This is a genomic window from Runella zeae DSM 19591, assembly GCF_000423565.1.
Lineage (GTDB): Bacteria > Bacteroidota > Bacteroidia > Cytophagales > Spirosomataceae > Runella > Runella zeae.
The window spans coordinates 38,355-52,618 of sequence record NZ_AUIF01000034.1 but is presented as its reverse complement, the minus strand read 5'-3'; the positions used below and the strand labels follow the sequence as shown (position 1 = coordinate 52,618).

Sequence of the window (14,264 nt, the reverse complement as noted above, 5' to 3'; positions counted from 1 at the left end):
ATTGTTGAGTGCGAACGCACAATTTTATCGCCATTCGTTAATGGTGCTGAGTATTCAATTTTAAGTAAGATTATTTTTGACGACTTTGGTAACACTTTCGGCGGAGTATTGAGCTGCAAGACTATGGATTTCGTGGTTGAAACTCGCAAAAGCCTCGTCCCAAGCAGCAGCTTCGCCTTCCTCGTATTCATACAAGCCGTCGCCATTGTGAATACCTCGGGCGTGTCGTTCTACCATTTTTTGCATCAAAGTAGGCACTTCTGTCGAATTGCTCAGGCGCCCAAAAATCTGGCTTAAAATCGGCTGATAATCCTCCAATCCGTGGTAATCCATGCGTCGAAAAATCCCCATGAGCGTCATCCATGAGCCTGCATCGTAGCGAAAGGCTTTGTCGAGGTCTTCTTTGGTAGCCGCTCCTTTTTCAATCTGGTGAAAAATCTCTCGATATACCGCATACATCAAGCGGTTTGTGATAAACCCACGAATGTCTTTTTTGAGCAATGTAGGTTCTTTACCCCAGTACCCGGCAAGGTTGAAAATGCGCTCGGCATACACCGCTTCGGTAAGGGTTCCACAAGTAATTTCCAGAAAACGAGTCATAAACGCAGGCTCGGCCCAGTGTACGCCCAAAAACCGCTCAGGTTTTTTGATGTACTTTTGCAGTTCACTTATCGGGATAGCGGAGGTATTGGTTCCTACTACTACGTCGTCGCTCACTACTGATGTAATTTTTTGATACACCTCTGCTTTGATAGCAAGGTCTTCAATCACACATTCCAAAACGATTTTGCAGTCGGCCAATTCGCCATAGTCTTGCGAAACCGTCAATGCTTTTGAATAAGGGGCTAAATCGGCCTCTATCAAACCTGCTTTTGAGCACAATAGCAATTGGGATTGTATTCTTTCTTCAGCCTTGAAAGCATCTGCCTCAATCGGAGCAATGGCTTTGACGGTATGCCCTGAAATCAATAATGCAGCCACAATACTGCTGCCCATCAAACCTAATCCTATTACTCCTATCGGAATTTGGCCTGTATTTAACTGTTCGATCATAAGCGAAATCGGCTAATGCTTACGGTAATTTGACAATACAATCTATTTCAACTTTGATATTTTCGGCAAGCACGGATTGAACGGTGGTGCGAGCAGGCTTAATGCCCGGGAAATAAGTAGCATATACGGCATTGTAGCGGTCAAACTCAGCAATATCGGCCAAGTGTACTGTACATTTTACCACGTTTGCCATTGTAGCCCCTGCGGCCTCCACAATACTCTTGACATTGTCTAGGGTGCGTTGTGTTTCTTCTTCAATCGTTCCCAACACAAATTGCGAGGTTTTGAAGTCAACGGCAGCTTGACCACTCACAAACAAAAAACCTCCAACAACAATACCATCTGAATAGGCCCCAGTTACAAAATCAGGATTACGTTCGGGATGAATTACTTTTTCCATTCTTTACAAAATATTATTTTACATAATTCTAACTTTACAAAAATAAATATCATCCCTTTGTCATATCTCCTACTTTTATTTGAATTACTAATACTATTTTTTGAACCTTTTCTATCCTAAAAAACGATTCTTTTTTTACCGTTTTTTTTGTTCAAAGAAGATATTATTTATTCTTTTTAAGCATTGAGGCCTCCGTCCATGAGGATATTTTCACCGTTGATATAAACCCCTGCCTCTGAGCACAATAAAACCACCAACCCTTTGATATCGTCTTTGTTGGCCATGCGTCTGAGTGGTACTTTTTTGCAGTAATTATCGAGAAAAGCTTGCGGCTGATGATTAAACAATCCACCCGGACTAATGCAATTGAAGCGGATGTTTTTGCCAGCATTCATCTGAGCCATGTATCGGGTTAGGTTAATCAAGCCTGCATTGTGAAAGAAATAATCGGGCGGAAGATCGCCCATATTGGTAGTACCTTCATAATTGCTAAGGTCGGGTCCAAACATGCCCATCATTGAGGCGATGTTTACTACACTTCCGCCGCCGCTCTCGACAATCAGCTTTGTCATTTCACGAAGTAGGTTCATCATGCCCGTGGCGTTGACATCCATTGACTCCGCAAACTGCTCAATCGGAGCGTTGTAACCTTTCATGGGTCGTGATACGGCATTGTTGATAAATCCATCGAGACGTCCGAATCGCTCTTTGATAAAATGCACTATTTCTTTGACCGATTCGGGGTTCCCTTGATCCACCACCGCTGGATGCACGTCCAGTCCGGCTTCTTTCATCAAAGTGGCTGTTTGGGTAGCCGAAGCTAAGTCTCGCGAAGAAGTAATAACGGTAGCATCTGCTTCGGCCAAACCTTCTACAATACACTGTCCATACTGCCCAGAGCCACCTGTCACCAAAATGACTTTCCCTTTTAGGCTCAATAATTCTTTTACGTTCATATTCTTTTTAAAGCTTATCTATTTTGCGTCGGAGACGCTACACCATTTTTTGACCCAAATGATAGTTTGGAGCAAGCTATCCTATCTATTTTGCGTCGGAGACGCAGTGCCATTTTTTGACCCAAATGATAGTTTGGGTCAAGCTACATTATCTATTTTGCGTCGGAGACGCTGCACCATTTTTGACCCAAATGATAGTTTGGAGCAAGCTGCATTATCTGTTTTGCGTCGGAGACGCTGCACCATTTTTTTGACCCAAATGATAGTTTGGAGCAAGCTATCCTATCTATTTTGCGTCGGAGACGCTGCACCATTTTTTGACCCAAATGATAGTTTGGGTCAAGTAGAATGCATACCTCATTTTAAAATTTTATGATTACACCACCTACCAATCGGCTTTGATTGGCAGCGATAATGATACGCATTAGCAATTCGGTTTCTGAAAATGCAATACGAGGTTTGCCTTCTGCTACTGCTCTTATAAATTCGATAAGATTGTCCCGAAACATCGAATAGGAGTTTTTGATATCGACCAAACGCCAGCCTGATTGCCCAAAAAAGGAAAACTGGAAAGTGCCCGCGATGTCTTGAAACAAGTGCAGCGTAATCTGTAGGCCGCTTTCTAATTCAATATGAACAATCTCTTTTTCTAGCTCTCCAATGTGCCGCACGCTAGCCACAGGCGGAAAATCAATAATCGAAAAAATCCCTTCCAACAGGTGAATGCCGTATTTTTTCCAGTCTTTTTTCCCAACTGCCGTAATCAATTCTAATTTTCCTAATGCGGCCAATTCTTGCTTCAAGATACGTCCTTCGTTGGAATAGCGCATCGATGAACAAGACATGATAAACTTGCCTTGGTGCCATTGACTTGCAAACCATTCCAAATCTTCTGTCGAATAGGCCAAGGGCTTATCCACAAAAATTGGAATACCTGCTTCGATAAAAGGCGCGGCCATTTCGCGGTGACGCTCGGGGTCGTCGCGGGCGAGCAATACCGCATCTACTTGCCCAATCATGTCTACCAAATTCGTTGCGATGTGGGGTATGCCCGTCGTGTGGGCAATACTCTCCGAAATCGCCGTATCTTGCGTCCACACCTGCGTGACATAAGCTCCCGGAATACCCAAAGTGTCTTTGTTGACGTTTAAGTATGCTGCAACTGCGGGATAACCCACGCGGCTAATCTCCTCAGCGTCAAACTGTCCATTGATAATAGCCGACCACGAATAAGGGTGGGCATTGCCAGGACTCATTCCAATTACACCTATCTTAATCATCTAAATTTCGTTCTTGAGGTCATTACTATTTCAACCAGCCCATTTTATCCCAATGATGCAAGTTGAGAAAATCAGGATCGGGGTATGCCATTTGCGCCAACTTTTGTCGGGTCATTGCATCAATGTCAGGTCGTTGGGCGATAGCCACGGCGGTGTCCAAATATTCCATTTTATCAATGCCTACCAACACCGAAGAAATCCCATCGAACGATAACGCAAACTTGGTCGCTAACGTAGGCAAATCAGGATAGTGTTCGTTTAGAAAGTCCTGATAATCTGCAATATGTTGCTCTACTGCGGCCAAAGCTGGATGCATATTTTTGCCTCGGTCACTCAGCAAGCCTTTCATCAAAACAGAACGCACTACAATACCGACGCCTTTTTGGGAAGCCTTTTCAAAATATATCCCTTGGCTTTGATTCATAAGGTTGAAAGGAAGCTGAATCACATCCCACGCGCCTGATTCAATCGCAAGATTGGTTTCTTCTAAAGTATAAACCGACGCGCCCGTGGCTCGGACAATACCTTGCTTTTTGAGGTCTGCAAAAATTTCGGCAATCAATGGATGCTTCAGTATTCCCAAGTCAGCTTGGTGCAGCATAAACACATCCAAATAATCGGTTTTCAAAGCGGCCAAGCTTTCAGCCAATGACCTTTCGACGAAAGTTTTCAAATCTGTATCGGCAGGTAAAGCACCGTCTTGTCCTCGAAAATGTCGGCATTTGCTGGCAAGTACAAGTTGCGGACGCATCCCGACAAAGGCTTTTCCCATGACATTTTCGCTGGTACCGTACATCCGAGCGGTATCAAAAAAATTGATTCCTTTATCGACAGCAGCGTGTAGCAACTCAATCGCCTGAGCTTCAGTGGGCATATCTGCCTCATTTTCGACGCCAATGCCATACGGAATTCCTATTTCTACACCCCCAAAGGCAACTTCCGAAACCGTCAATCCCGTAGTGCCGAGCTTTCGCATTTTCATTCTTTCAACCAATTGCTAATTTTCTAAATAAGAAGAAGAGGAAGCCTCAGAAGTTGTGTTTTTAAAAGCCGACACCAACTCCATGCAGTAGTTTTTCAGACCTACGACATCCGCACCAATGCTCACAAAATGATAGCCCATGTCTAGCAGGTCTTTCAAATTGCCCGGCCCGCCTACAGTTCCTGCAAACTTGCCGTACTTGGCCGCCACTTCTGCCACTCTGATGCGGGTTTCGAGTAGTTTGGGGTGATTCCATTGTCCTGGAGCACCAATTCCCTGACTAAAATCTCCCGGCCCGAAAAATAGCATATCAAAGCCGTCTAAAGCGGCAATTTCTTCCAGTTCTTCCAAAGGCTCTGGCCCTTCGATTTGAAGCACCACAAATCGCTGCTGATTGGCCTGCACCAAATATTCGTTGAAATCGATACCCGTGTAAGCCGCATCGGCATTACCCCCATCGATAGGCCGACGACCTACGGGGTAAAACCTGACCATGTCTATTACTTTTCGAGCATCTTCCACCCCTTTGACGTGCGGCACCATGATACCCGAAGCGTCCAATTCGAGCGGGCGTAGGTAATCGCTGTAGCTTCCTCGTGGTACTCTTACGAGCAAATCCACATTGTGAGATTTGGTAGCCCAGACGTTGGCCGTCATAATCGACCAATCTTGCCCAATATGCTCTTGGTCAGCCCATACACAATCAAAACCTGCCAAAGCGGCGATTTCGACTGAGCGTGGATCCGCTAAATTTATTTTAAAACAACACACCGTTTCGCCGGCTCTTAGTTTGGCCAACACGCGGCTTTCTCGCATTTTCAATGACATATCTTGACTCTTTTCTTGATTTCAAAGGTAATTTCGGACAATTATCCTTTCTTTCTCTTTTTTACCAAAAAGTGATACTATCTTTCACTAAGACAGTTTAGCGATTCCTTTGCTTTATTTTCAAGATAGCGTAAGCAGCGGCGGCTTTGATATCTTCATTGTCGGCTTCGCTTGGCAATGGATTTTCTGCTTTTAACATTGCATTTAAAAGCCCTAAATCTTCCAAATTTCCTTTATCAGCCAGTACCATTGCCAGTTCAAACCGCTCACCTTTGCGCGGGGATTGGCTGTATTTGAGCAATTCAGCTTTGAGTTTTTTACCTAAAGCATCATAGCCTTCCCGAAAACTGTTGGCCCATGCCGAACTCAATAAATTGGTTCGAGCAGGAGAATCCATTGGCTCCGCAAAAGCTCGGCTTGCCAATATCTGCCATTCGGATACCGAAAGTCCACCCAACTGCCGCAATGCGTAAGCAGGAATGCTCCGCGCTACTATATCCTCGGGGGCAGCATTTTGAAGAGTGGCTAATAGCTTCGTTCTAATTTCGCTTTCTTTGGCGGCACTATGATAAAAAGCATCCCATAAAGTGTACATTGCCAAAGGCTTAGAGGTAGAGGCTAGCGTGGTTTCAAACAAAGAAGGGTTCTCGTCGTAGGGGCATATTTTCAGCTTGGCAAGGGTTTCGGAAGCGTGAAGTCTATCCGCTCCGTCAGGATTGAGAAAAGCCGCTTTTATCTTTTTAATCCACCTATCGCGTTCTTCACCTACGGAAGCCTGCGCCAAAACACGCCAAATCCCAATCCGGTAAGGCAACTGAGTGCCATACAAACGCTCTTCTGCTTCGTATGCCTCCTTGACTCCCGCCGAATGACCCGACCACAACAAAAACTCTGCGGCGTGTACTTTTACCCATTCTTTTTGTTCTCTCAATACTTTATGCAACACCTCCACACACTGCTCCTCCGAACGTGTTGCCTGTAAGGATTGAGAATTACTTTCATAACTAAACAACATACAACAGAAAACCGAAATAATGAAACGCATATTTTATAAATCCTCCCTTAAGACGCTGATTAGAAAGCTGATTAACTACCTGTCAGAAAATCACTACTTTTTTGCTGACAAACAAAATCACCAGACTGTCCAGCCGCCATCTACTACTAAATTGTGGCCATTGATGTAAGACGCCGCGTCTGACAAAAGAAACGCCACCGAACTCGCAATTTCCTCGGCACGACCGATACGCTTCATGGGTGATTTTTGAGAAAGTCTATCCACAAAATCAGGATGATGCGTTTGTACGGCAGGGTTGGGAAAAGGGCCGGGCGAAATACAATTAAATCGTACATTTTGCGCCCCCCAATGAACGGCCAAGTACTTCGTCATCTGAATAATACCCGCTTTGCCGACGCCGTATTCGATTGGATTTTTGTTCATTGGGGCTTCGTACACCTCAGGATAGGGCGAAACCGTGCCGTACATACTCGAAAATAGCACCACATTTCCGCTACCTCGTGCGGCCATTTGCTCTCCCACCCATCTCGCCAGCATAAAAGTAGCGGTGATACCCCCGTGATTGACTCGGTCAAAATCATCGGCTGACAAGGCTTCCATTTTCAACGCTGTAGTAGAAGCCGTCATGTTTACCAAACCGTCGGGCAGGCCTGAGGAACTGATTTGATATTTTACAAACTCTTCCGTAGCGGTCATGTCCGTGGCATCAAGCGAATGTGCCATAAGCCTACTTGAAGGTGATAACGTACTGATGAAATCAGCGGCGCGGTTTTCTAAATCTATACAATGTACCGTGGCTCCTAGTTGATAGAGTTGCTTCACGGTGGCTTGTCCTAAATATCCTGCTCCTCCTACTACCCAGATGGTTTTATGCGTCAAATCAAAAGGCGATGTGAGTGTCATAACAATCAGTTTTGCGCGGCCACGGCTCTTTCGGCTTTGAGTTTTTCGCGGTAAGCCGCTTTGGCTTCGTCATCTTCTTGGGCCGATTCTCCAAAAAACACCAAACCAATGACTTTGCGGGCGCGGTTGGGGCTGTGGTTGCCAGGTGCCGAATGTACCGTCATGGCATGATGCGCCAATACACCACCTGCTTTCATGGGTACGGCTGTTTCAACGGCCAAGTCTTCTTCGGTTCCATAATCGACGATTCCTTGCGAAAAACCCAACGTTTGGGTTCGGCCATGAAGCCGCATCCCTTTTGTATGAGAGCCTTTTAAGTAATGAAGGCATCCATTTGCTGCATCCACGTCTTCTAAAGGAATCCAAAACGTAAGGGCTTGCGGCGGCGTAATCATGAAATAATACGCATCTTGATGCGGTGGCGTAGGCTTTCCGATACCCGCAGGTTTGTTGAAATACTCTACCTCGGCTTTCGCTATTTTTTCGCCTAGCAATATTTCCGCTAATTTTTCAAAACGGCTCCCATTGACCATCTCATGAAAGAAAGAGTCGTGGTGAGCCATTCGAAAAACCTGCTTAAGAGATGACAAATCCTGACTATCTTCATAAAAAGCATCCGACGAACCGAGGGTAGGGACAATCTCTTCGATAAACCGTTTGAGGTTGGCTTTGAGATCCTCAAGCTCTTGTGGGGAAGTAAAATCCTCACACAATACAAAGCCATTTTGGTCAAAATCGCTTTTTATTTTTTTAAAATCTAATGATTGCATTTTCTGAATGTAATTAGTGAGACTACTTAATTTCCAGCACTGTTCCGGCGATATAGCGCGTACCCATATCGTGGTTGAAATAATAGACCACTAAGACGCGATTTTTGTCCAATTGCACCGTCCAAGGATACCCCAAATCTGTACTGCCACCGTCGTCTCTCAACGTAAACTCAGGAGCAGTGGCAAAATCCGTACATTCGGCGTTCAAAATTCTGGCTTTGATTCCGTAGGGTTTATGACGATATCCATAAACCAGCAACACGCGATTATCAGGCAGCCGATGCGCCTGAAGCGGATGGCCTTTGAAGCCCATACTTTGCCAAGGTTTGAAGGTTTTGCCGCCGTCGGTTGAGCGAGCAATACAGGCTTGATCTTCATAATTGGCAGTGCGCATAAATGCTACCAAGTCACCTTTGGGCGTTTCGTAGATAGACGTTTCGTTGAAAGTCACTTTGGGGTCTTCGGCCACCACGGCGGTGTATTTCCAAGTCACCCCTTTGTCGTCAGATACCAAGAGATGATTGGATGTTTTAGCAGGACTTTTCGAATCATTGGCTGCTACTACCCAATACACCCTACCGCTTTTGCCTTCGTACAATGCTCCACGGTTGTAGGCGGGCATCGGTTCGCCCATTGGTGTGAAGTTCAATTCGGGGCTGATATGCGGTGGATAATAAGGGCCTTTCCAAGTTTTGGCGCCGTCGGTCGAACGAATCACGTAGCCTCCCATAAAGGTGGCACCACTGTTTTCACTGATTGGCTTTTTCATTTGTTCCCTAGCTTCGGGTTTGATAAAACCCCAAGTGTAACTAGTACAAATGATAGTTCCGTCTTTGAGTTTTAGGAGACAAGGGTCTTGGGAGCCACCAAAAGGATAAGCATAAATAAGCTCGGGTTCGGACGACCAATGCAGGCCGTCTTTGGACGAAACTCCTACCAAATAGCTGTTTGGATCCACGTGATTATTGCCTTTTTCGCCGAAGATTCGGCGGTCGGGAGCACGTCGAAAAGCCACCAAAAAAGTACCGTCGTTTTTTCGTATCACCGACGGAAACGCACAATAAAATTGAGGAGAAGTATAAATCACCAAATCCTGCACTTTGGTGATGCCTGAGGCTTTGCTCAACGAATCGGTAGTGGCAAAGGTCGGAGATACCAACCCTGATACCGCACCACAAAGCAAGACCAATCGAGCAACAAACAAGCTACGTTTCATTTTTTTATGAGGGGTTTAGAAATAGTCTTACGCTAAAAACTCATAGTTTTCCGGGGTAATCTTCCTCTATCCAAGTGCCATCATCGGGGCGATTATCCCACAAATCAAGCCCCGTAAAGATTTGTCGGGGGTCATTGCCTTTGCCGAATTTTTCGGGTAAAGGCTGTACTTTGGCAGGCACACCATACGCCATAGAATTGGGCGGAACATCCTGCAACACCGTAGCTCCTGCTCCGATAAAACTATTGTCGCCGATGCTAATGCCCGGTGCCAATGTCACGCCTCCGCCTATCACCACGTGATTTCCGATGGTAGGCCCTTTGACCCCCGCAGCACGCATAGGAAACATAGCGTTGAGGAAATTAACACCCGGCCCCACAAATACCATATCACCTATCACCGTGGCACTCGGAATATACACATGAGACATAATTTTGACACCCTTCCCGATTTTCAGCCTTCCTTCGAGCGTAGTTCCGTGCAGGATTACCACCCTATCTCCGATTTGACACTCGGCTCGTATAGTCACATTGTGACCACAGGTAAAACGCTCTCCAATCACGGTATCAGCATAAATAACCGTCCCACTGTGGATTCGGGCTTTTTTACCGATTTTCAAAGGTTCTTTCCAACCGTGGTAGCGATAGCCCAGCATGACATTAGGCTGAATTTCAGCTTCTTCGCCAAGTTCGCAATTGCGCATTTCGTCGGTATTCATAGTCTTAACTATCGGGCAAAAATGGCTAACTTATTGACAGCAATCGTGGCGCATTGGTCACCGCCAGGAGCCTTGTAAGGTGGAACATTTCCACGGTATCTAAAATAACCCGCTTGGTATTCGCGGTCGTCGCAAGAGGTAGCATCTGGAATATACCCAAGTGTTCCGTCGGTAAAACCAGCCGTAAGAACCACCGGCAACGCGGCTTCACGTTTAATCTTGAGTCCTGTTTTTACAAAAGGCTCAAAAGGAAGACCCACAAATCCGACATCGCCGATTCGAGCCACCGAAATACTAATTGGCAACTCGGTAGGTACATTTTTGAGATTATTGGTTTTGTGCTGCTCCAACGCCCAGATATACCAAGGTCTGACGATTTCTACTAAACGAGCACGATAAGGCGGCGAAAGGGCTTTCGGGAAATTCATTCCCACACACTCATACGTATTTTCATCACCTGCTTTTCCCCTTTTTACAAAATCATCAATCGAAGCAAGGTCTTTTTCTAGGGCTTCACGGCTTGGAAGTTGTGCCAAAGGGATATTCACTGTTTCGCGGCTCCATTCTATACCCGTTCTTTTGGATTTATGAAGGTTTTTGGCCGCAATGATATAGGTATCTCCCAATTGCTGCCCGAGCAACTCGGCTTGCTGAAAAGTACCAGTAAGCATGTGTTTTGAATTAATATCACCAGAACATCCTTGAAAAAAGGCGACTGGAATTCCTCCCAAATAAGAAGATAGTTTATCGGAGGCTGTTTGGGGAAATTGCCCGTAACTGATTAGCTTTTCGGGATTATAAGCCGCTACGGGGTGTCCAGAAAAAAACGTAAAGGCTGTAACAGGTTTATCATTTTTATTTTTGAAAATCACCACTGTAGCATCATCGTCAATCTCCCCAATGTAACCTTCGCCTACAAGCATACGGTCTTCTTCACGCATAAAATAAGATTTGCCGTCGAGGCGTCTTCCTCTGCGATTGTAGGTGATGCGATTTTCTTCGGCTACGCCCCATTCTACGGTTACGGGTTCTAGTGCTTTTTCAAGTTTATTGGCCGCTTTTTGCAGTTTTTCCAAAAAATCCACTCCCAATTCCCAACTCAAATAAAGCGGTGTATTTTTTTCGGGGATATGGGCGCTATCCACCTGAATCCACGGAATCGTATGCGTATGCGCCGAATTGGCGATAATCGCTTTGGGATCAATTTTGAGCGTTTTAGCCAAGATTTTTACGCAAGCGGTTCGCAAGGCATTGCCTTCTACTCCCATTGCAGAAGTGATAAAGCAAAGCCGATTGGTGCCTTGTTCCAATAGCACCACCGTGGTTTTTAAATCGCCGTGTACGGCTTCAATTTTGTTACCAGTCTGACTATGACCACTAGGTGTACCTACTTTAGGAACAATCGAAAATGTTTGGGCCGATACTTTCAGTTCATCACCCCAGGCATGAGACGTATGTCTGTAGCCCACAAGAATCATTACTAGAAGAAAAAAACGTTTCATATTCAAAAAATAACTTAAGGAAATGTGAAAATGTGTCAATTTGAAAATTGGCTATCACTTAGCCGCTACCTCGGGCACCTCCTCGGTCTGTTGTAAATTTTTTATGGGAATTTTATAAAGAAGAAACGCACAAACAAGCAAGGTAAGAGCCGCCACCTGAAACATCAGCGAAAGATTGATGTTGGCATCGCGCAAGGTTCCCCCTGCATAAATACCTATACCGCCTACTACGCAGCTGAATAAGTTCAGAATACCATAGCCTGTAGCCAAATAGCGGCTATCCGATACCATCGACAACACGGGCATCATATTGGCATCCAGAAAAGGTCTCATAAAAGCATACAGCATAAAACCTGCCACCGCTACCCAAAGTATGCTTGTGGTGCCGCCAAGTATGATACCCGGACAAGCCAAAACTAAACTAATAGCAGGCAACAAAACCCGCGCTCTTGGGTTGGATTTGCTCCAATAGTCGGCGAGGGCGCCGCCCGTAAGTACGCCAAAAAACATCGCCACATAAAAATACGCCGTAGCATATACTCCCGCGTCGGTTTGGGTCAAGCTGAAGGCTTCTTTGTAGTACGTAGGCAGCCACGCGCTAATCATCCAGCTAGCCACCCCAAGCAGCCCCCAAGCCGCAAGTGCAAGGAGGTACGCAGGTTGACGGAAAAGCTGCCGCAAGGCATCCCCAAAATTGATTTTAGGCGCTTGTACTTTGAGGGTTTGAGGCTTGGGGGCATCTTTTAACAAAAAGGTCAAAACGACAGCATACGAAATCCCTACAATACCAAACACACTAAAAGCATAATTCCACGAATGACTTTCGGCGAGCCATCCTCCTAAAAAACCAAGGCTTTGGCCTACATACACGCCCGCAATATGAATGCCCGTAGCCAGCGATTTGGTGACGTTTTTGTGATAATCCACAATCAGCGCCAGTGCGGCAGGAATATAGCAAGCTTCGCTGATACCCATCAGAGCCCGTGTGGCGAGCAATTGCTCAAAAGTAGTGGCTTGAGATGTAAGCCAAGTAACCAACGACCACACAAACAAACTACCAATGATGACCCGACTGCGGTTGAATCGGTCGGCCAAAAAACCTGCTACAGGACTCAGCAAACCATATATCCACAAGAAGACGGAGGTCAGCAGACCAAATTGCGCATCAGTCATTGGTATTGCATCAACGATAGAGGTGCGCATCGTGGTAATAATCATCCTGTCGAGGTAGTTGAGGGCACCTACTACGCACAAAAGCCCCACAAGCAACCAAGGATAGGAAAACAACTTTGGTTTTTGATTAGGAATATCGTTGTTAGTAATCATTCTATTTGGTTAGGTTTTTAGGTATTACAAAGGCAAGGTCGAAACTTGTTTGGGTTGGTCCAACGGAAACCCTTTTTTTGTTTTTTTGGGAAGTGTGAAACGCGACGCCCGAATACAGCTTCTTTGCCCTTCTTCATAATAAACCGTCAGAATCGTACCATCTTTAAGCTCAATCGTCGAAGGATACGCCCCCCACATCACATCAATTCGGTAAGGCCCTTGCCAAGTTTTTCCTTCATCATAGCTGATTCTCAGTCCAGTATATCCTTTTTTATGTTGAAAATCATCATAAAAGGCGCGGTAAGTCAATAGAATGGCACCCGATTTTAACCGCGTAAAAGAAGGGGAATGCCCCTGAAAACCAATGTCATTTACCTTCGACCATGTCTTGCCAATGTCTTTACTGATGGCATAGTGCATATGTACGGTATCTTTGATGGAGCCACGTAGCGCGGCAAAAAGGCTTCCGTCTTTTAAGGTAATCACGTCTGTTTCGGCAGGTAAATACCTGCCTTCTCCCTTACCAATCGGGATAGGCTTCGACCATGTATTTCCTTTGTCTTTCGACAAAATAACACCCCCAAAAGCTGCTTTGGCATCTTGGTGATATATTGGAAAAATCCAAGTACCGTCTGGGGCTTCGCGCATTTCGGCTGAGCAATTCCATTTGATATCGTCATGTTCGGCGGGATAATGAGGCTTTGTTTCCCATGTTTTACCTCCATCCAGCGACTTGATATACAAAGGCCCACCCCCACTCAACCACTCACGGTGTACCACATCTCCATAATAGGCCGCCGAGCCGGTCGATTCGCGCTTGATAGGTTTTCCGAATTTAGTGGAGAAAAAAGTACAAACCAACGTACCGTCGCTCATCTGCGAAATGTGGGGGTCGCGATTGTCGTTTTCGTCATCATAAATAGTAACTGGAGCCGTCCAAGTTTTACCTTCGTCCGACGACCGAATCATACAAATCCGTCCTGCTTTGGGGTATTTGTCGCTTGGATAAGTGACATGCGCCCCTCCCGAATAAAACACCGCTACGATGTCGCCGTTTTTCAAACGATACGAATCTGGAAAAGCTTGATACTCACCCGCTTCTCCACCGTTGGATACGACTTTATAAATCACCGAGTCGGCAGCGATTGCGATTTGCGTATTATTTTTCGAATTCGAAATAGGGGGAGTATATTGGGTAGCTGCGGCAGATGATAATACTGCGGCAGCTAAAATGGTGTTTTTTACCTTTGTTGACCAAGAAGGTAGCTTAGTTCTAAATTTTGTCATTATTAAAAATTCAATAATTAATCCTAAT

General features: G+C 45.4%; 14 protein-coding genes. All 14 read right to left on the bottom strand.

Translation table 11 applies throughout. The features are described 5' to 3' along the window. Window positions 1-60: 60 nt before the first annotated feature. The 14 genes from G563_RS0109655 to G563_RS0109585 all read right to left on the bottom strand — a co-directional run bounded on the left by G563_RS0109655 (window position 61) and on the right by G563_RS0109585 (window position 14,236). Window positions 61-1,053 (bottom strand): 3-hydroxyacyl-CoA dehydrogenase family protein, encoded by a 993-nt coding sequence (locus G563_RS0109655; protein ID WP_028665140.1) that lies wholly within the window; start codon window positions 1,051-1,053, stop codon window positions 61-63. Between the two features lie 19 nt (window positions 1,054-1,072). Next, a complete protein-coding gene (locus G563_RS0109650; RefSeq protein WP_028665139.1) occupies window positions 1,073-1,453 on the bottom strand; it encodes a RidA family protein in 381 nt (126 codons plus the stop codon). Between the two features lie 176 nt (window positions 1,454-1,629). Next, the gene (locus G563_RS0109645; protein WP_028665138.1) at window positions 1,630-2,409 is read right to left on the bottom strand and encodes an SDR family oxidoreductase; all 780 of its coding nucleotides are present in this window, start codon (window positions 2,407-2,409) and stop codon (window positions 1,630-1,632) included. Window positions 2,410-2,771: 362 nt separating this feature from the next. Then, a complete protein-coding gene (locus tag G563_RS0109635) occupies window positions 2,772-3,689 on the bottom strand; it encodes a Gfo/Idh/MocA family oxidoreductase (protein WP_028665136.1) in 918 nt (305 codons plus the stop codon). Between the two features lie 25 nt (window positions 3,690-3,714). Then, window positions 3,715-4,671: an aldo/keto reductase gene (locus G563_RS0109630; RefSeq protein WP_028665135.1), complete on the bottom strand. Its 957-nt coding sequence runs from the start codon at window positions 4,669-4,671 to the stop codon at window positions 3,715-3,717. Between the two features lie 15 nt (window positions 4,672-4,686). Then, the gene (locus tag G563_RS0109625; RefSeq protein WP_028665134.1) at window positions 4,687-5,499 is read right to left on the bottom strand and encodes an HpcH/HpaI aldolase family protein; all 813 of its coding nucleotides are present in this window, start codon (window positions 5,497-5,499) and stop codon (window positions 4,687-4,689) included. A 97-nt stretch (window positions 5,500-5,596) separates the two neighbouring features. Then, window positions 5,597-6,544, bottom strand: coding sequence for a hypothetical protein (locus tag G563_RS0109620; protein ID WP_157585208.1), 948 nt, complete (start codon window positions 6,542-6,544; stop codon window positions 5,597-5,599). An 87-nt stretch (window positions 6,545-6,631) separates the two neighbouring features. Beyond that, window positions 6,632-7,417 (bottom strand): SDR family oxidoreductase, encoded by a 786-nt coding sequence (locus tag G563_RS0109615; RefSeq protein ID WP_028665132.1) that lies wholly within the window; start codon window positions 7,415-7,417, stop codon window positions 6,632-6,634. Between the two features lie 5 nt (window positions 7,418-7,422). Then, the gene (locus G563_RS0109610) at window positions 7,423-8,187 is read right to left on the bottom strand and encodes a phytanoyl-CoA dioxygenase family protein (RefSeq protein ID WP_028665131.1); all 765 of its coding nucleotides are present in this window, start codon (window positions 8,185-8,187) and stop codon (window positions 7,423-7,425) included. 22 nt (window positions 8,188-8,209) lie between these two features. Beyond that, window positions 8,210-9,403: a sialidase family protein gene (locus G563_RS0109605; protein WP_028665130.1), complete on the bottom strand. Its 1,194-nt coding sequence runs from the start codon at window positions 9,401-9,403 to the stop codon at window positions 8,210-8,212. 40 nt (window positions 9,404-9,443) lie between these two features. After that, a complete protein-coding gene (locus G563_RS34205) occupies window positions 9,444-10,121 on the bottom strand; it encodes an acyltransferase (protein ID WP_051210866.1) in 678 nt (225 codons plus the stop codon). Between the two features lie 8 nt (window positions 10,122-10,129). Beyond that, window positions 10,130-11,623, bottom strand: coding sequence for a hypothetical protein (locus G563_RS0109595; RefSeq protein ID WP_028665129.1), 1,494 nt, complete (start codon window positions 11,621-11,623; stop codon window positions 10,130-10,132). Between the two features lie 54 nt (window positions 11,624-11,677). Then, window positions 11,678-12,949 carry an MFS transporter gene (locus G563_RS34200; protein WP_051210865.1) on the bottom strand — a complete coding sequence of 424 codons (1,272 nt, stop codon included), beginning with the start codon at window positions 12,947-12,949 and terminating at the stop codon, window positions 11,678-11,680. 24 nt (window positions 12,950-12,973) lie between these two features. Continuing rightward, window positions 12,974-14,236, bottom strand: a complete 1,263-nt coding sequence (locus tag G563_RS0109585) for a sialidase family protein (protein ID WP_028665128.1) — start codon at window positions 14,234-14,236, stop codon at window positions 12,974-12,976. Between the last annotated feature and the right edge of the window lie 28 nt (window positions 14,237-14,264).

What these genes read in the sequence shown, in the direction of transcription:
- G563_RS0109655 (WP_028665140.1), bottom strand. Translation starts at nt 1,053, where the DNA reads ATGATCGAACAGTTAAATACAGGCCAAATTCCGATAGGAGTAATAGGA.
- G563_RS0109650 (WP_028665139.1), bottom strand. Translation starts at nt 1,453, where the DNA reads ATGGAAAAAGTAATTCATCCCGAACGTAATCCTGATTTTGTAACTGGG.
- G563_RS0109645 (WP_028665138.1), bottom strand. Translation starts at nt 2,409, where the DNA reads ATGAACGTAAAAGAATTATTGAGCCTAAAAGGGAAAGTCATTTTGGTG.
- G563_RS0109635 (WP_028665136.1), bottom strand. Translation starts at nt 3,689, where the DNA reads ATGATTAAGATAGGTGTAATTGGAATGAGTCCTGGCAATGCCCACCCT.
- G563_RS0109630 (WP_028665135.1), bottom strand. Translation starts at nt 4,671, where the DNA reads ATGAAAATGCGAAAGCTCGGCACTACGGGATTGACGGTTTCGGAAGTT.
- G563_RS0109625 (WP_028665134.1), bottom strand. Translation starts at nt 5,499, where the DNA reads ATGTCATTGAAAATGCGAGAAAGCCGCGTGTTGGCCAAACTAAGAGCC.
- G563_RS0109620 (WP_157585208.1), bottom strand. Translation starts at nt 6,544, where the DNA reads ATGCGTTTCATTATTTCGGTTTTCTGTTGTATGTTGTTTAGTTATGAA.
- G563_RS0109615 (WP_028665132.1), bottom strand. Translation starts at nt 7,417, where the DNA reads ATGACACTCACATCGCCTTTTGATTTGACGCATAAAACCATCTGGGTA.
- G563_RS0109610 (WP_028665131.1), bottom strand. Translation starts at nt 8,187, where the DNA reads ATGCAATCATTAGATTTTAAAAAAATAAAAAGCGATTTTGACCAAAAT.
- G563_RS0109605 (WP_028665130.1), bottom strand. Translation starts at nt 9,403, where the DNA reads ATGAAACGTAGCTTGTTTGTTGCTCGATTGGTCTTGCTTTGTGGTGCG.
- G563_RS34205 (WP_051210866.1), bottom strand. Translation starts at nt 10,121, where the DNA reads ATGAATACCGACGAAATGCGCAATTGCGAACTTGGCGAAGAAGCTGAA.
- G563_RS0109595 (WP_028665129.1), bottom strand. Translation starts at nt 11,623, where the DNA reads ATGAAACGTTTTTTTCTTCTAGTAATGATTCTTGTGGGCTACAGACAT.
- G563_RS34200 (WP_051210865.1), bottom strand. Translation starts at nt 12,949, where the DNA reads ATGATTACTAACAACGATATTCCTAATCAAAAACCAAAGTTGTTTTCC.
- G563_RS0109585 (WP_028665128.1), bottom strand. Translation starts at nt 14,236, where the DNA reads ATGACAAAATTTAGAACTAAGCTACCTTCTTGGTCAACAAAGGTAAAA.